A 17,752-nucleotide genomic window follows, 5' to 3' on the forward strand; every position below is an offset into this window, starting at 1 on the left:
ATAGGGGTTAGCGTTGCCACTAGCTTAACATAAAAACCCAGCCTGATTACTAGTTAAATTAGACCAAGAGTTGAGGAATTTTAATACAACAAGCCACAAGTAATGCAAGGGTTTGCTGATCAAAGAAATCATTATTAAATGCTTCTGCATCTATAATACCTAAGCATTCATTTTTGTCTGATAATAATGGTAAACAAGTCTCGGCTTTCACCTTCGGGTCGCAAGTATAATACTCACCACCTTGTGCAAGGTAATCGGCTACGTTATTGATCACACGCCCTTGTTTAGAAAGCGCAACTTGAACATTGTTACTACCTTTAGCAAACGCTTCAGTTAGCGGGAATAATGGACGGCTCGGTGCACCATGATAAACCAGCTTTAATAACTGAGAACCTTCATTAGTCTCTGTCGCTTGATAAATACCAAACCAATCAACGTGAGTTTGGGCAACAACAAAATCGATAATTTGTTGCAGCTTAGCCAGTTTTTCAGTATTGGTAGCATCATCGGCAACATAATCATTTAACTTGAATGGTTCATCTTGTAAGTAGCCAAACAAGCTACACGCACCACCCTCGCCTAGCTCAGGAATTTGATACTCCCAACGTACAGCTGGTAAAGCTGACTCTGCAAGATAATGTTCAAGGTTTGATAATTGCTCAGCAACCAAATTTTCTGGTAATTTAAGCTGAGCTGTCGATAAGTAGTTAGAAACCATTTAGCCATCCAAACATCTATAATGCCAGAATGATAACATGCGATTTTAGTGTGAGCTAGTACTGCTTGCTGTTAATTGATAATAAATTTCGACTTGGTTGCCTGCACTATTGAAGGTCACTTTTGAAGCTACTTCCCCAAGCAAGCACAAGCCTCTACCATGCTCTCTTGCAAGGCTTTGTTGATTTGCCTGTTCTTTACTAAAACCATTTCCTGAGTCGCAAACAGTAAAATATAAAGCAAGTTCTTCTGGGCAATAACGAATATCAATAATAATTAAGGCATCGGTTAAATTTGCGAGTGCCTCTTCACGCTGCTGATAATAAATTAAAAAGCCATCTTCTTGATTTTTTACCTCTGAGTCGAGGCCTAACACCCCGTGGTCTAAGGCATTATTGTAAGCCTCTGAGAGTATCAAAAAGATATTAGCGCGATGTGCGTTTAAGCCTGCTACTTTGCTTATTACATCAACGACTTCCAGTACCGGATCGGTGCTTTTGATTTGCTTTGAATTTAGGCTCAATGAAAAGTTAAAAGGTAATGCGGATAGCGGCTCAGACTTTTGCTCAGGCTCACTCATGGCTAAGCAATTTAATAATACTAAGCTCAAGTCGTCTTGTTGTTTATTCCCACGAGCAAATTTATTGACTCGTTCAAGTACTTGCTCAGAAGAAATAGCTGGTTTTGAAGCGAGCACTTTTTTAAAGCGATGCTCACCAAAATACTCGTCATGTGGACTCGTTGTTTCAATGATACCATCGGTTGCCATGACAATACGGCATGTGTCCTCTACTTCAATATGAATAAGTGCACGTTCGAATTCATCTTCTTCTAAAATACCCAGTGCCATGTGTTGAGATTCAAGGGTACGAATAACTTCACCGCTTTGGTTGATGATATAGGTATCGGGTAAGCCCCCCAGCCATGCCGAGATACTTTTTCCGGTACTGCTAAGCTCTATGATGGTTGCAGCACAAAACATGTGGCCTGGTAATAACTTACCTAATACTGAATTGATTTCTGCGGCAATATCACTCACCGACATGCCCTTACTCACCATGGTATAAAATACTCTTGAAGCAGGGAGAGCTCCGACTGCAGCGGCTAAACCATGACCAGTAAAATCACCAAGCATGCAATATAAGCTACCTAATGGGCTTTGTGCGACCAAAAACATATCGCCATTAAACATAGCCGCAGGCGATAAATGAAAATCTAAATGCTTAGGAAAAGATTGTTGGTTCTCAAGAGCATTATTAAAAATATGTTCGACTATTTCATGTTCGCGGTCGACTTGATTTTGATGATATTCAAGTTGTAGATTTTGCTCTCTTGCCTTTTGGCTTAAATTACGGATCCGGCTATGCGCTTTAATTTTCGCGTTAAGAATCACTTCTTGAAACGGCTTATGCAAAAAGTCATCACCACCAACCGATAGGCAACGCTCAAAGCTCGCTTCGTCTTCTAATGAGGTAATAAAAATAATCGGTAAGTAAACTTGGCTAAAGCGCTCTTTGATAATCGCTGCGGTTTCAAAGCCGTCCATCACAGGCATAATGACATCGAGTAACACAATATCAATGGTGTGTTCTTCGAGCAGATTTAAAGCAACAAGACCGTTCTCAGCGGTATAAACACGGTAGCCCTGCTGCTCTAACATCACGGTTAATAAGCGACGATTTAAGGCAAGATCGTCTACAACCAGAATATTAAGCATCAATCAATATCGAACTTTTTATCAAAACGTGAGATTTGCAGGATTTTTTTCAGTTGCGGTTGGCAGTTACTAATTTGAATTGTTTCAACTTTGCCTGTTAGGTTTTTTTTCATGTTCAGCAACATGCCTAACGCTGAGCTGTCCATGTAATCTGTTTCTCTAAGGTCTATAACCACTTTATCGATATTGTCGTTGAGATCGGCATACGCCTGACGAAAAGATTGCACCAAATTAAAATCAAATTTTCCTTTGATTTGTACAGTTAATATAGCGCCATCAGCAGAAGTGCTGCGCGTTAAACTCATAATAAACTCCTAATAAACAAATCTTTCCTGATACTTAACTAAATATAACCGCTTAAAACAAATAAGCCAAAAATTAAAACACTTAGGATGAAATTTGTTATCATTTAGCCAAGCTTCTATAACGAGATCTACCATGAGCGATAATAATCTAGTTTATTCAACTGCAACGGGTCGCATTGAGCAACCTAAAGAAAGTAAACCAAGCCAAGGTAAAGTTTTTAAAGACGGCTTTTTACGCATTGAACGTCAAACCAAAGGGCGCAAAGGTAAGGGCGTGATGTTAGTTGTTGGTATCGACAGCGAGCAGCACGACTTAAAAAAATTAGCCAAAACCATTAAAAGTAAAATGGGCCAAGGTGGTGCAGTAAAAGACGGTATCATCGAAGTTCAAGGTGATGACAGAGATAAGCTAAAAGCGATTCTCGAAGGACTAAAGTTTAAAGTTAAAATTGCAGGGGGCTAATCACCCCCCCTTTTTTGCGTTCTGTATTTTATGAATTCAACGAGTTGAGCTGTTCATAAAGTGCAGGCAACTCATCTTCAGGGATAGGCTTACTATAGTAGTAACCTTGCACAATATAACAGTTGTTGTTTTGTAAAAACTCAATCTGCTCGATAGTTTCCACCCCTTCGGCAACAACGTTAAGCTTTAGCTTTTGTGCCATAGCAATAATCGCAGCGGTAATTTCCATATCATTACTGTCTTGTGGAATATCTTTCACAAACGAGCGATCAACTTTCAAAATATCCACAGGGAAACGTTTTAGGTAACTCAGTGAAGAATAGCCAGTACCAAAGTCGTCGATTGAAATTGATACACCCAAGGCTTTTAACTGATGCAGTTGTAAAATAGCGGCTTCAACATGCCCCATTAGCATACTTTCTGTTAGCTCAAGGTGTAAGCGTTTAGGCTCAACACCTGTTTGCTTGATGATCTTATCCAGTGTCGACACCAAGTTCGCATCTTTAAATTGACGTGCCGACAAGTTGATTGAAATATTATTCTTTAAATCTTGGCTTGCTAAACGTGCAGCAAACTCACACGCTTCTTGCAGTATCCATGCGCCTAATTCAACAATTAAACCAGTTGCCTCAGCAATAGGAATAAACTTAGTTGGTGGGATCATCCCTTCTTTAGGATGGAACCAACGAATAAGTGCTTCGTAGCCAACCACTTGGTTATTTCTACAATCAACTTGTGGCTGATAATAAACCCTAAACTGCCCTTCGCGAATACCAGTACGAAGCTCATTTTCAATGAATAAGCGCTCGTTTGCTGCAGCATTAAGCTCTTGGCTATAGAAGTGGAAAGTATTACGCCCTTTCGCTTTTGCTTCATACATCGCAAGGTCGGCATGTTTAAGTAGCTGATCTTCTTCTTGGCTATCAAATGGTGCCATTGTGATACCAATACTGGCACTGATGATCACTTCATTGTTACCTAATTTGATTGGCTCATTAAGTGTGCGCTGAATCGTATTAGCCACTTCCATGGCATGTGTTTGATGCTCAATACCACTTAACAGGACCGCGAATTCATCGCCGCCTAAACGCGCTATTGTATCTTCCGTACGCAAACGCTTTTTCAAACGGTTAGCCACTTCAACTAATAACTGATCCCCTGCATCATGCCCTAGTGTATCGTTGATACGTTTAAATTCATCTAAGTCAAAATAGAATAAGGCAAATGCATAATGACCACGTTCAGCCAGTGCCATTGATTTACGCAGCTGCATTCTGAAGAAAGTACGGTTAGCAAGCCCAGTTAAGGTATCAAAGTAAGCCAATTGCTCCATTTTACGCTGGCTTTCTTTCACAAACGAAATATCTTGAGCTGATGCCACGTAACTGGTGATTTCACCACCATCTTCACGAATTGGTGAAATACTTAACGAAACCCAAACTGATTGGCGTTCATTCCCTTGTAATAAGGTATCCCCGCGCCAATAATTACGGCTACGCAAATCGATATCAATATCATCGACTAAAATCGCCATTTCTTGTGAAATGATATTCAGCAGCGGCGAGCCAATAAAGTGACGCTCTTCAAAACCGGTCATTTCAACCATTTTCGGATTCACGTATTTGATCTCAAAATCTTGATTGGTGATCACCACACCGGTACCAGAGAAAGCCACAGCTTTAGATAAACGATTCGCCGCTTTTTCAGCTATTTCTTTTTCACTAATGCGCTGGTTTAAGCCATCGATCAACTTACGAATTTCAATAGCCATGTCTCTAAACGAGCCATTTAGCGTGCCAATTTCATCTTTATTAGCCTTTGGAAACTCAGTTTGTAATTGCCCCTTGCCAAAACTAACTACCGCATTAACCAACGAATGAATGCGACGCAGTACTAATTGATAAAGTGCTTGATGCAATAACAAGGCAACTAAAATTGCGTACAAGATAAACAAGCCGAAGAATTTTACTTTTAGCTCTTCAAGTGCTGAAAGTGCCGACGAACGTTTTTTATAAATACCAATATACCAGTTTAAGTTCTCGACTTTACGAATATTAATAATGTGTGTTTCGCCATCTTGTACAAATGAATTTGCCGACTCAGGTAACTTTAAACGAATTGTTTCAGAGACTAGCTTTTGCAGATCAGGGTTTACAAAGTCTTCGGTGAGTAATTTTTTACCTTCACGACCATATTTCTCAAGTGTTGTTTTATCCAAATCAGGGTGAGCTAATAGCTGACCTTTTGCATCAAACACCAATAGATGTTGTTCACGGTCACCGATAGGCAGTTGTGCCAATAAAGTTTCAAGAGCAATATCACTGCCTGTTACTCCAAAAAATTCGTTTTCGAAGTAAATAGGCACTAGCACACTCACCACCCACTTATGCCAAATAGTATCGTAATACACTTTTGACCACACCGCTTCTCGGCTTGGGTTAGTTGCAGCCTGAGCGTAATTGAAGGTTTCGCCTTTAGTAAAATCAAAGTCACCAGGTACATTGAGTGCCCAGTTTGGTGGCGCGATTCGAATAAAGTTATCTTTGGTGACAAGGTAAAAATTAAAGAAATCTTGAATTAAGGTCGGTGAAACGATTTTCCATAGCGATTCAGAATCATTTATAAGCTGTTTATAAAATTCAGAATATTTATCTTGAGGGAGAAACGCAGCCGATAAGCCATCTTCTGAGGTACTACGGATACTGCCATCGAGGGCAAATTTGAGTTCTGCGCTGCGTTTACTTTGTAAATGCGATTCGTTGTGAAGGAGTTGGCTGCTTACGACGTTATTCGCCTGCTCAGCAATATTGATTTTGGTTTTGATCAAGCGGTTAAATTGACGACTCAAGCGTTCACTAGAGTGCTTTAAAAGTTCGTGCTCTTCAAACACAAGCTGTTTTTCTTCAGATTTAAGCATCAAAGCCGCAGCACATATACCTGCAATCAAACAAATCGCAGAGATCAGCAGCGACAATTTCATACTTAATGAATTCACACCAAAACGTGATGGCGGTCGTCGATACACCACAGGACTACCTTATTAATAATTGTTATTATTTATTGTGCAAAAACAAATATACCAGATTCATTTTTATATTTATAAATTTTTTATAAATATAAATGAATTTTCTGAGTAAACACCGATGTTTTCTAAATTAGCTGCAATAGGCAGTTGACTTTACATACAAGTGTTTTTACATTAGTTCAATGAAACAAATTATCTCTCGCACTTATTTTTCGTTTTTTAGCTTCTTTAGATAGAGGAGGCTTAACTGTTTGCGAGATAAATTCACCGAATAGCTAAAGCCTCCCACTTGGGAGGCTTTTTTGTTTGTGCACTGTTTTGGAATGAGGAAACCAACATGAGCATTGATACATTAAATGCGTTACGACACGATATTAATGAAATAGATTCCGACTTATTGGTGTTACTGGCTAAAAGACGCCGTATTAGCCACAGCGTAGTTGAATATAAAATTGCAAATAACAAACCAATTCGCGATGAAGCCCGCGAACAAGCATTACTCGAAAAGCTTATTAATTATGGTAAGTCGCTAGGTCTAGATGCGTACTACATCAATAATGTGTTCCAAACTATTCTTGAAGATTCTGTTTTGAATCAACAAGCAATGCTACAAAAGAATCTAAACCCTGAAGCAATGAGCGAAAGTCATCGTGTTGCTTACTTAGGTGGTCAAGGCTCTTATAGCCAATTAGCCTGCCATAAATATTTTAGCCGTCGCCCAGGTAAGCTGATTGAGATGGGCTGTTCGAGCTTTGATCAAATCACTGGCAAAGTTGAAAGTGGCCAAGCTGATTTCGGCTTACTGCCAATTGAAAACACCAGCTCAGGTAGTATCAATGAAGTGTTCGATTTATTACAACATGCACAAGTATCAATTGTCGGTGAGGTCACTCACAGCGTTGAGCACTGTTTATTAGCAATGCCAGGTACTGAGCTTTCTCACATTAATAAAATCTTTGCTCACCCACAGCCTTTTGCTCAATGTAGCCGCTTCATTCAGGGTTTAGGTGATATTCAACATGAAACCTGTGACTCAACCTTCCATGCATTACAATCAGCGGTTGAAACTACAAACAGCGCCGCTATCGGCTCAGCACAAGCAGGTAAAAATGTAGGTTTAGAAGTCGTTAAGTCTGGCCTTGCAAACCAAAGCGAAAACCATAGCCGCTTCATTGTCGTCGCGCGTAACCCGTTGCAAGTATCTAAGCAAATTCCAACAAAAACTAGTTTAATTATGGCCACCAAACAACAAGCGGGTTCATTGGCTGATGCCTTGATGATTTTTAAACAACATCAAATTAACCTGGTAAAATTGGAATCTCGTCCAGTACCAGGAAACCCATGGGAAGAGGTGTTTTATGTTGACCTTGAAGCAAACCTTGATGACTCGCATGTTAAGCAAGCGCTTGAAGAGCTAAAAGAACACACCCAGTACACACGTGTATTAGGCTGTTATCAAAGTGAGTCTTTGCAAGCTGTTAGTGTTTAATAAGCAGCCTAGATATGATTAATGAAAAGGAGCTGGTTGGCTCCTTTTTCGTATAATTTCATCTTAGATACTTGCACCCAATGCCCTGTCTAAGCATAATCTTGAAAACAATTTGAAATTGGAACTTTCATGAATTGGTTAGCAGAATTAGCAACTAAAAGAACACCTTGGTTATTATTAGCCGTTATTTCCCTCGCATTTGAAATCACTGCGTTATTTTTTCAATACAACATGGGCCTTGAGCCATGCATCATGTGTATATATCAACGTACCGCTGTTTTAGGCTTACTTGCAGCGGGAGTTATTGGTGCAATTAACCCACAAAATATGGTTATTCGCTTAGTCGCATTTGCCACTTGGGGTGTCTCTGCAATTTGGGGTTACTTTATTGCCAAAGAACACATTGCAATGCAAAACAATACTGACCCTTTTGCATTTAGTTGTGCATTTGAACCTAACTTCCCAAGTTTTATGCCTTTGCATGAATGGATCCCTAGCTTCTTTGCCGCCACAGGTGATTGCGGAAATATCGATTGGCAGTTTGCTTCTATGAGTATGCCAGCATGGATGGAAGTGATTTTTGCAGCATTTTCAGTGGTATTTGTGGCTGTTTTAGTTAGCCGATTAGTGAGCGAAAAGTCGCTATAATGATTTATTTTTTTACTAGCCAAATCCCTGCTTTAAAAAGCTTTAAAGTAAGGCAACGTCAGCAAATAATTGCTCTTGCTTTGGCTCATTTAAGTCCAAGCAAAAAGATCATTTTATCGGTTTGTAAGCTTGCTTTTTTAGCGCCATTATTTTTAGGCTTAGCCTACTTTGAAGGTTGGATGCTTATTCCTTGGTTGTTGTTAGCAGGCTTAAGTTACCCACTTATTACAACACCTATCGAAAACATGTTCGCATTAGCGCATTTAGACAAAGCTATCGATGAATTTAAACAGGGCGAATAACGCCCTGTTTAGGTGTATAGCCTGCTGTTTATAATGTAATTTTCCCCTCAAGTTTAGCAAATAGCTTATCGCCTATTCCTTTTACTTCTTTTAATTGCTCTACCGACTTAAACGGTCCCTGTTTTTTGCGGTGCTCAACAATTGCTTTAGCTTTTGACTCCCCAATACCCGGTAATTGAGTAAGTTGATCTATGCTGGCTTTGTTTATACTGAGCTTTTGCATTTTAACTTGTGTTGCTTCTGTTGGTTTAACGGCGAATGCCGATGTAGCAGGTAGTAACGCAATACTTGTGGCAAGTAAAATACTTGATAGTAATTTCATAATTTCCTCCATGATGTCCATCTTGGACAGGTAGTTAGCTATTACCCAACACTCACTCCATCGCTTGTGTTTAACTTTGGGTAACAATTTAAATAAAGCTAATGTCCCTACTATTGTCAAATTTGTTAAATAAAATTTTTCTCAAGTTACTTGCAAAGTAAGCCTCGAAGCATTACTGTATATAAAAACAGTAATCAAAGTAGCGGTATTGCGCTGCAAATGCCACGCTTAAATGCAGGAGAAATCATGGCTGTTGTTGTTAAATATGTTGTAGAAAGAAACGGAGTCGAGCGCATGACGTTTACTACTAAGAAAGAAGCTGATGCGTATGACAAAATGCTCGACATTGCTGAGTCATTAGAACTAATGCTTGAAAAAGTTGATGTACCATTAAGCGAGCAACAAATTGAGTCACTGGCGCTTGAAATGGCAAAAGAAAAAGACCAATTTATGGCGGTACTTAAAGGTGCAAAAGACGCCCCAGCTAAGCCTAAAAAAGCAAAGTCAGACGACAACGTTGCTGATATAAAAGAAAAAGCGGCAAGCAAAACGCAAATTTAGATCATAAAAAAGGGCAACAGATGTTGCCCTTTTTGTGTTTAATCAAAAACTACAGTGACGACTCAACTTCATCAAATAAGTCTGTAATTTCTTTTTTCGGCTCAGCAGTTGTAAGGCTAACAACAACAATAGCAATTGTTGATAAAATAAAGCCTGGGACAATCTCATAAATGATTGCACTTAATGCTTGGCCATCAATTGTAATTGGCGCGTAAATCCAAAACAGCACTGTTGCAGCACCAACAACCATACCACTAATAGCGCCTTGTAAGTTCATACGCTTCCAGTAAAGGCTCAGTAATACGAGTGGACCAAATGCAGCACCAAAACCAGCCCATGCATTACTCACTAAATCTAAGATAGAGCTATCGCGGTCATAGGCTAGGTAAATAGCAAATAGAGCAACCAAAATAACACTAATACGACCTACTAAAACCAGCTCTTTTTGAGATGCACTACGGTTTAAGTAAATCTTATAAAAATCTTCGGTTAGTGAGCTTGAACACACTAATAACTGCGATGAGATAGTACTCATAATCGCCGCTAAAATAGCTGCCAATAAGAAGCCGGCAATTAAAGGATGGAAGATTAGCTCAGACAACACTAAGAAAATCGTTTCTTTATCATCAATTGGCATTTGGTTTTCAAGCATATAAGCAGCACCAAATAGACCTGTTAGCACAGCACCAATAGCTGAAAGCGTCATCCACGACATACCCACACGACGCATAGTCGGCATATCTTTCACAGAGCGCACAGACATGAAACGCACAATAATGTGTGGTTGTCCAAAATAACCAAGGCCCCATGCCATGGCAGAAATAATCGCTATCGTTGAACCACCTGCAAACCAATCCATCATATTAAGTGCATGAATTTCTGATTCTTTTGGTGAGCTTAATAATAAGTCATAGCGTGCATTTGCAAGTGTATCCATAACTGGCTGATCAAGCATGGTAAACGTTGCAATTGGCACAGCCAGCAACGAGATAAACATGATACAGCCTTGTACAAAGTCAGTCAGGCTCACTGCTAAGAAGCCACCAAACAAGGTATATAACACGACAACACCTGTTGTGATGTACAGACCCATTTCGTAGCTCATATTAAATGAGTTTTCGAACAACTTGCCGCCTGCAACAACACCTGATGAGGTATACAAGGTGAAGAAAACAATGATTACAATCGCAGAGATAACACGCAGAATATTCTTATTATCATCAAAGCGGTTCGCGAAGTAATCTGGAATGGTGATTGAGTCATTCGCCTTTTCTGTGTAAACACGTAAACGAGGCGCGACTAAGAAGTAGTTAGCCCAAGCACCGAGTACTAGACCTATGGCAATCCAAACCTTGCTTAAACCAAACAAATACATTGCACCCGGTAGACCCATTAGCAGCCAACCACTCATGTCTGATGCGCCAGCTGAAAGCGCAGCAACACTTGGTGATAAATTACGACCACCTAGCATATAGCCTGATACATCGTCGGTAGATTGCTTATAAGCATACAGCCCAATCCCCAGCATGACGATGAAGTACATTGCTAACGAAATTATCATTCCTGTTTCCAAATTAGCCTCCAAAAGTTGTTTAATGTTGGCTTTTAATCCGAATAATGACTCGCAAGTTATTTAATTTTAAGACATTATTGGGGTAAAAACCGATATCATCCATGACTATAACATGCTTCTGCCCCACAACTCCAATCAAGCCGATCAGTGACAGAGTTTACAATTTCAACCTTTTTATAACAAAAATATGATATTTAATCGCAAGTTATAGAATTCAATTACAAATTATCCTAGTCTTAAGGTAAAAATAAAATCAGTATTTATCCTCAATAATTCGCATTTAATTAATGCTATTTCAGGCACAATGACATATATTGCTGATGGATAAATGAATTAACCGAAGTGGACATGCCAGGACTATGTATTTTTACGCTGCACGCCAACCTATTTTAGATAAGGAAAAGAAACTTGTCGGCTACGAACTCCTATTTAGGGATGGCGTAGATAACGTGTTTCCAGACATTGATGGCGATGAAGCAACATCACGGCTCATTGAAGGTAGTCAGTTTAATTTTGGTTTAGAAGATTTAACGGATAACAAACCAGCTTACATTAATTTCACTTTAGAGACGCTCCAAAAAGGTTACCCTCTGTTATTGGGCAAAGAGCAAGTCGTTGTCGAAATTCTTGAAACTATTCAACCTGGCAAGCGTTTACTTGCACTGGTTAAAGATTTAAAAGAGCGTGGCTATACTCTAGCCCTTGATGATTACATACATCAACCTGTCTGGCGCCATTTTTATCCGTTTATCGATATGATCAAAATTGATTTTTTAACCACAGACAAAGAGTCAATTGAAGCAGTTATTGAGGCAATAAAACCTCACCCGCACATCAAGTTGCTTGCCGAAAAAGTCGAAACTTACGAGAAATACCAACTTGCTCTAGAAATGGGCTTTAGTTACTTTCAAGGCTTCTTCTTTTCAAAACCTGAGATGGTTCAAAGCAAAACCTTACCGCCCTCAGAGATGGCCCTTGCCGAGCTATTGTATGAAACGTCAAGCATGGATTTAAACCTCAAAAAAATCACTGAGGTATTCGAGCGTGATGTTAACTTATCTTACAAACTGCTTCGCTACTCGAATTCAGCTGCTTTTAAACGCCGCGCCGAAATAAGCACGATTAAACAAGCACTTATTGTTTTAGGTAGTGAAGAAATCAAACGTTTCTTATCACTTTTATTTGCTGCGCAAGTTGCCGCAGATAAACCTGCTGAGTTAATACGTTTATCACTAACCCGCGCCCGTTTTGCTGAATTACTAGCAATCAGTCATGGTAAATTACGTGATACCGGGATGGCATTCTTAACAGGCATGATGTCATTAATGGATGCTATATTGGATGAAGATATGCCAAGCGTAATGGGCAAACTGCCATTAACGAATGAAATAAAAGGTGCCCTTCTTCATGGTGAAGGTTTGCTGGCAACTTACTTATCACTTGTTAAGTTCTATGAACAGGCAGATTGGGACAACGCAAAAGAGATTCAGCAACAGTTAGGGCTCAAACCTGAGGAAGTACCTGATGCTTATCACGATGCTCTAAGTTGGTCTAATGAGCAGATGAGTGTGTTTGGCGACTAATAAATACCAAGCCCTCAATTGATATTAAAAATGCCAGCAATTGCTGGCATTTTTATGACTTAAAGATTCTCTAAAAAGTCTTCGTCAAAATCATCCGTTTCTTTTTCAACTGGCGGATTACCATCATGTAGCTCATATAATTGACGCTGGAAGTAAATATCCTTCACGAAAATATATGGGTCTAACGACTCATTTAATAGGCTCTCTTGTGGCATTAATGAAGCACGGGCCTCAACCGCTTTCAGCGCGAAGACTAGTATTGTCTGTGGTGTCGTTAACGTGATTTCAGGTAAGACAAAGTTATCTACCACATCACCAGTTAGGTTTCGTGCTGTACTTGGTCCCATACCCGGGATCATCAAATAAGCGCCATCACCTACACCCCATACACCTAGAGTTTGGCCAAAGTCCTCATCGACAATTTCTAAACCCAGCGATGAAGCGACATCAAAAAAACCGAGTAGACCAACCGTAGAGTTCACTAAAAAGCGCGCCAAGCTAATACCCATATTGCCAGGTTTACCTTGCAGGCCAGCATTGACCATATCCGTTGGTGCAGTGATGTTATCGGTAAAATTAACAATGCTGCGTCTTACTGGTGTTGGCGTTACTGTAACGTAGCCAACAGCTGCTGGGCGAAGAATATAAGCGTCAAGCACGTCCATATTAAAATCATACATAGGACGGTTGAACGACTGTAATGGGTCTCGCTCATCCGCTTTTTCTTCAGGTATTTGTGCGCATCCTGCAAGCACTACAAAAAAGATAAAAAATATACTGTGCCTAAACATCGGCTATCCTTAAGGTATTAACTCATTAATTAGCAACGAATATTCTTTTACGTTTGCACGCTCTAAAACATCCGACTTGCCTTCCAACTCGCCGCTAGAAGTTACCACAGTTGCATCTTTTGATAAACGCGCAGTTAAAATAATTTTATCGACACTTGATAGGTTCAAACCTTCAACCATGGCATTTGTATCACTCAACGTCACGGTTAACGGAAAGCTATATTCGGTCATTTTTACCACAGCTAATGGCATTTGTGGACCACTGGCTGCTTTTGCAAAAACGAATAACGTGCCGTTTTGTGGCTGCGAATCTGCAAGTGCAGAGTCTAAATCAACAGTGATGCTAATTTCACTGCTTGAAGCTTCTGCGAGTTTTGTATTTGTAACTTGCTGCTCATTATTTAAATGGGCATCAATTTCAGCAATACGCTCTGCAATCATGCTATAACGCGGGTCATTTTGCTGCATACTTGCAAGCAGTACTTCAAACGCCGTTTTTGCTTGCAGCCAATCTTTACGCTCATAAGCAATTAGGGCTAGCAATGAGATAGCATCAATATTGGTCGGCTCTGCTTTCAACACTCTCGATAACATAGTCGCGGCACGAGACATATTCGCATCACTGCCTTCCATTAGCAGGACTTGCGAGTAGCTGATCAGCACTTGCTTGTTATCTGGGTTCATTTTAAGAACCTTATCAAATGACTGCATTGCCATATCAAATTCATTTAATGACATCGCAACACGACCTAGCAGCATCCACGCCACTTCATCATCACCACTTTGATCAAGCTTGGTACGCAATGCTAAAGCAAATGCTTGCAGCTCATTCGGTGTTAACGGCTCACCATCTTGCATTACGGCACGCTCACCATACGCCTTAAGGTTTGCCATCGCGTCATGCCAGCCTTTAATTTGCTGCTGACTACCCGTGTAGCCATAAAAGATAGCCGTTAAAACAATTAAAAAGCCTGCGCCAGTAAGGGCAAAAATACGGTTGTTACCTTTACTATTTAGCGCTTTTTCTGGAGACAACTCATTGAGTAAACGACGCTTTTGTTCGATAACTGACTCATCGTGCATTTGTGCATCAATACGCTGGTTATCTAAGTCAGCTTTAAGCTCGTCTAAACGTTGATGATAAATTCGGATTAACTCCGAGTTTGCATTGTGATCAAGGCGTTGAATACGTTCGCGTTTAAAAAACGGAACGACAACAAATAGCAATGCAACCAGTGTGAGTAAAACAAAAGAAGCCCACATTAATGCCATCTAGCTTTGCTCCTGACGTTGATTTTGTTCAATTAACTTTGCAAGCAGTGCCTCGTCTTGCTCTGTCCATGTTTGTTTTACAGATGCCTTACGTTGGCGTAAAACAATAAAGCCAAAGCCAAGTACCACAATTAATACTGGCAATACCCATAACACTAAGGTTGCTGGTGTTACTGGTGGATCGTAATGTACGAAGTAACCGTAACGGTCAATCATATAATCGATGACTTCATCTTTGCTTTTGCCATCTTTCACCAGCGTTAACACTTTGTCACGTAAGTCTTTGGCTACAACGGCGTCTGAATCGGCAATGTTCTGGTTTTGACATTTAGGGCAACGCAGCTCTTTGGTTAGTTCACTAAAGCGAACAGCTTGCTCTTTATCATCAAATTGATACTTGTCTTGCTCTGCAAATGCGCTAAACGTGATGAGCAAACTTGCTAAAAAAATCACGAGTCTCATTACTGTAACTCCTGCATTAACGGTGCGAATTTGGCTCGCCACACACGCGGATTAATATCGCCGGTATGGTGTAGCAAAATAGTGCCTTGCTTATCGACTAAAAAGGTCTCTGGTGCGCCAGACACACCTAAATCAAGGGCTAATGTGCGTTTTAAATCTAAGATATTAAATTGATATGGGTCGCCAGCACGATTAAGCATGCTAGTGACATCTTCGCGTAGTGCGTTAATATCAAACTGACCATCAAAGTCAGGGTCATAGCCTTGCTCGTAGTATAAGCCAACAATCTTAACGCCCTGCTCTCTAAGCTCGGTTAAATAGCCTAACTCAGCTAAACAGGTCGGGCACCATGTGCCCCACACATTTAGTAAGTAAACTTCACCTTTTAAATCATTATCTGCCCAACGCTTTGACTCATCCATCAAATCTGGCAGATTAAAAGCTGGCATAGCCTGCCCAATACGCCCTGTTTGCAGCTCACGCGGGTTAGCAAACAAGCCTTGATATAAAAACACACACAGTAAAACGAAAACCAGTAAAGGTGCTAGTGCGAGTAGTTTACGGTTCATGCTGAAGCCTCCTGCTTAGTCGATTTTTGGCGGTAGCGTTTATCACCAAGCACTAAAAAGCCTGCCAGTGAAATCAAGATACCACCGAGCCACATCCAACGAACATAAGGCTTATGGTAAATACGTAAAGACCACGCACCTTGGCTTAATTGCTCACCAAGCGCTAGATATAAGTCACGTGTGAAGCCTGCATCAACAGCCGCTTCAGTCATAAACTGCATACCAATGTCATAACGGCGTTTTTCAGCATGTAAAACGGTTACTTGTTTATCGTTTTTCAGCACTGTGACAACACCAGCATGGCCACTATAGTTTGCGCCGCGGATAGACTTAACACCATCAAAACGATACTGGTATTCATTTAACGCCACAGTGTCACCCGGCTTCATTGATACATCACGCTCTACTGAATAAGCAGAGGTTAACGTTACACCTGCAATCACGAACGCTAAACCAACGTGGCCTAAAACCATCGCCCAATAGCTTAGCCCTAAACGTTTAAAGCCTTCGCCTAAGGTTTTGTGAATAGTTACTTTTGCCGCTAAATCAACCACTGTAGTAACAACAATCCATACCGCTAGCGCAGTTGCAATAAATGTAATAGGCGCAATTACATCGTAACTTGAATATAACCACGCTGCCGTAGCCACGAGACTAACTACAGCCGATAGTGCAAACTTGTTTTGCAACATCGACCACTTGTTTTGTTTCCAACGTAACAGCGGACCCATACCCATTAAAATGGCAAACGGTACCAGTAAAATAGCAAACATCTTATTGAAGAACGGCTCACCAATCGAAATGCTACCTAAGCCAAGTTCTTTGTGGATCATTGGCAGTAATGTACCTAGCAATACAATCAGCGTTGCCACAACTAAGAAAATATTATTTAGCCAAAGCACAACTTCACGTGAGGCAAACTTATAACGGCCTTCACTTTTCACCTGTGAAACGCGTAATGCATAAAGCGATAAACCACCACCAACGACCATGGCTAAGAAAGCTAAAATAAACATACCGCGGTTAGGATCTGAGGCAAAAGCATGCACAGATACTATGATACCCGAGCGAACAATAAAGGTACCCAGTAAGCTTAACGAAAATGCTGCAATAGCCAACAATACGGTCCACGACTTAAACACACCACGCTTTTCGGTGGTTGATAATGAGTGCAGCAATGCTGTTGCCACAAGCCATGGCATTAATGATGCGTTTTCAACTGGATCCCAGAACCACCAGCCACCCCAGCCAAGTTCTGAGTATGCCCACCAACTACCAATGGTAATACCGAGTGTTAAAAAGCCCCATGCTGTCATAGTCCAAGGACGAGACCACTTAGCCCAAGTATTATCAAGCTTACCTGTAAGTAACGCTGCAATAGCAAATGAGAACGACACAGATAAACCCACATAGCCCATATAAAGCAATGGCGGGTGAATGATCATACCCGGGTCTTGCAATAACGGGTTTAAATCGCGACCTTCAACAGGGAAATAAGGCAATAAGCGCTCAAATGGGCTCGACATTAATAAGGTGTATAACATAAAGCCAACACCTAAAAAGCCTAGTACACCCAGTACACGAGCACGTAATACCCAAGGTAATGATTGCGAACGCATAGCAACTACAGCGGTCCAACCCGCTTGCATTACTAACCAGAGTAAAATTGCCCCTTCATGACCACCCCATGTCGAGGTTATCTTGTAGTACCAAGGTAAGGTGCTACTTGAGTGATAAGCAACATACGAAACAGTAAAGTCGTCGGTTAAACTGGCATAAACAAGTGCAGCAAAAGACAAAAGTACAAATACGAATTGTCCAATTGCCAGTGATGGGGCGGCACGCATTAAACGTAAATTGCCGGTATGCGCGCCCCACAAAGGAAAAATACACAATAGAACACTGAGCACCATGGCCAGTGTTAAAGAAAAATAACCGAGTTCTGGGATCATA

The 17,752-nt window shown here is 40.6% G+C and carries 17 protein-coding genes; 6 read left to right on the forward strand and 11 right to left on the reverse strand.

What is annotated here, in order from left to right:
* Positions 1–58: 58 nt before the first annotated feature.
* The 3 genes from KQP93_RS12465 to KQP93_RS12475 are packed head-to-tail and all read right to left on the reverse strand — an operon-like array spanning position 59 to position 2,739.
* The gene (locus KQP93_RS12465; RefSeq protein WP_217874692.1) at positions 59–718 is read right to left on the reverse strand and encodes a GAF domain-containing protein; all 660 of its coding nucleotides are present in this window, start codon (positions 716–718) and stop codon (positions 59–61) included.
* Positions 719–763: 45 nt separating this feature from the next.
* Positions 764–2,434, reverse strand: coding sequence for an ATP-binding SpoIIE family protein phosphatase (locus KQP93_RS12470; protein ID WP_217874693.1), 1,671 nt, complete (start codon positions 2,432–2,434; stop codon positions 764–766).
* On the reverse strand, positions 2,434–2,739 hold the full coding sequence (locus KQP93_RS12475; protein ID WP_054562148.1) for an STAS domain-containing protein: 306 nt from the start codon (positions 2,737–2,739) through the stop codon (positions 2,434–2,436). The genes KQP93_RS12470 and KQP93_RS12475 overlap by 1 nt, the downstream gene beginning before the upstream one ends.
* Positions 2,740–2,872: 133 nt before the next feature.
* On the opposite strand from KQP93_RS12475, the gene KQP93_RS12480 reads away from it, so the two are divergent.
* Positions 2,873–3,202 (forward strand): translation initiation factor, encoded by a 330-nt coding sequence (locus KQP93_RS12480; protein WP_058586369.1) that lies wholly within the window; start codon positions 2,873–2,875, stop codon positions 3,200–3,202.
* Between the two features lie 28 nt (positions 3,203–3,230).
* Here the strand turns inward: KQP93_RS12480 and KQP93_RS12485 are convergent, their stop codons facing one another.
* Entirely contained in the window at positions 3,231–6,230 is a 3,000-nt protein-coding gene (locus KQP93_RS12485; protein ID WP_217874694.1) for a bifunctional diguanylate cyclase/phosphodiesterase, read from the reverse strand.
* Positions 6,231–6,564: 334 nt separating this feature from the next.
* On the opposite strand from KQP93_RS12485, the gene KQP93_RS12490 reads away from it, so the two are divergent.
* The 3 genes from KQP93_RS12490 to KQP93_RS12500 all read left to right on the forward strand — a co-directional run bounded on the left by KQP93_RS12490 (position 6,565) and on the right by KQP93_RS12500 (position 8,666).
* Positions 6,565–7,716, forward strand: coding sequence for a chorismate mutase (locus KQP93_RS12490; protein WP_217874695.1), 1,152 nt, complete (start codon positions 6,565–6,567; stop codon positions 7,714–7,716).
* 129 nt (positions 7,717–7,845) lie between these two features.
* A complete protein-coding gene (gene dsbB / locus KQP93_RS12495) occupies positions 7,846–8,364 on the forward strand; it encodes a disulfide bond formation protein DsbB (protein WP_217874696.1) in 519 nt (172 codons plus the stop codon).
* Positions 8,364–8,666 carry a DUF6170 family protein gene (locus KQP93_RS12500; RefSeq protein ID WP_055197970.1) on the forward strand — a complete coding sequence of 101 codons (303 nt, stop codon included), beginning with the start codon at positions 8,364–8,366 and terminating at the stop codon, positions 8,664–8,666. Before dsbB ends, KQP93_RS12500 begins: the two co-directional genes overlap by 1 nt.
* 28 nt (positions 8,667–8,694) lie before the next feature.
* Here the strand turns inward: KQP93_RS12500 and KQP93_RS12505 are convergent, their stop codons facing one another.
* Positions 8,695–8,988, reverse strand: coding sequence for a ComEA family DNA-binding protein (locus KQP93_RS12505; RefSeq protein ID WP_054562153.1), 294 nt, complete (start codon positions 8,986–8,988; stop codon positions 8,695–8,697).
* 246 nt (positions 8,989–9,234) lie between these two features.
* Here KQP93_RS12505 and KQP93_RS12510 point away from each other — a divergent pair, with 246 nt between their 5' ends.
* On the forward strand, positions 9,235–9,549 hold the full coding sequence (locus KQP93_RS12510) for a YebG family protein (RefSeq protein WP_217874697.1): 315 nt from the start codon (positions 9,235–9,237) through the stop codon (positions 9,547–9,549).
* A 49-nt stretch (positions 9,550–9,598) separates the two neighbouring features.
* On the opposite strand, the gene putP is transcribed toward KQP93_RS12510, so the two are convergent.
* Complete coding sequence (gene putP, locus KQP93_RS12515; RefSeq protein WP_054562154.1) at positions 9,599–11,110, reverse strand: sodium/proline symporter PutP; 1,512 nt, start codon at positions 11,108–11,110, stop codon at positions 9,599–9,601.
* A gap of 371 nt (positions 11,111–11,481) precedes the next feature.
* Between putP and KQP93_RS12520 the strand changes: the two genes are divergently transcribed.
* Positions 11,482–12,705, forward strand: coding sequence for an EAL and HDOD domain-containing protein (locus tag KQP93_RS12520; RefSeq protein WP_217874698.1), 1,224 nt, complete (start codon positions 11,482–11,484; stop codon positions 12,703–12,705).
* Positions 12,706–12,764: 59 nt separating this feature from the next.
* Here the strand turns inward: KQP93_RS12520 and KQP93_RS12525 are convergent, their stop codons facing one another.
* From KQP93_RS12525 to KQP93_RS12545, 5 genes are read right to left on the reverse strand one after another with little or no spacing between them, the layout of a single operon-like run.
* Entirely contained in the window at positions 12,765–13,496 is a 732-nt protein-coding gene (locus tag KQP93_RS12525) for an MlaA family lipoprotein (RefSeq protein ID WP_054562156.1), read from the reverse strand.
* Positions 13,497–13,505: 9 nt separating this feature from the next.
* The gene (gene ccmI, locus KQP93_RS12530; RefSeq protein WP_217874699.1) at positions 13,506–14,768 is read right to left on the reverse strand and encodes a c-type cytochrome biogenesis protein CcmI; all 1,263 of its coding nucleotides are present in this window, start codon (positions 14,766–14,768) and stop codon (positions 13,506–13,508) included.
* The gene (locus tag KQP93_RS12535) at positions 14,769–15,230 is read right to left on the reverse strand and encodes a cytochrome c-type biogenesis protein (RefSeq protein ID WP_054562158.1); all 462 of its coding nucleotides are present in this window, start codon (positions 15,228–15,230) and stop codon (positions 14,769–14,771) included.
* Positions 15,230–15,799 carry a DsbE family thiol:disulfide interchange protein gene (locus KQP93_RS12540; RefSeq protein WP_217874700.1) on the reverse strand — a complete coding sequence of 190 codons (570 nt, stop codon included), beginning with the start codon at positions 15,797–15,799 and terminating at the stop codon, positions 15,230–15,232. Before KQP93_RS12540 ends, KQP93_RS12535 begins: the two co-directional genes overlap by 1 nt.
* The gene (locus tag KQP93_RS12545; protein WP_217874701.1) at positions 15,796–17,751 is read right to left on the reverse strand and encodes a heme lyase CcmF/NrfE family subunit; all 1,956 of its coding nucleotides are present in this window, start codon (positions 17,749–17,751) and stop codon (positions 15,796–15,798) included. The genes KQP93_RS12540 and KQP93_RS12545 overlap by 4 nt, the downstream gene beginning before the upstream one ends.
* Position 17,752 lies beyond the last annotated feature (1 nt).

The sequence above is a fragment of the Pseudoalteromonas shioyasakiensis genome (genome assembly GCF_019134595.1).
Lineage (GTDB): Bacteria > Pseudomonadota > Gammaproteobacteria > Enterobacterales > Alteromonadaceae > Pseudoalteromonas > Pseudoalteromonas shioyasakiensis_A.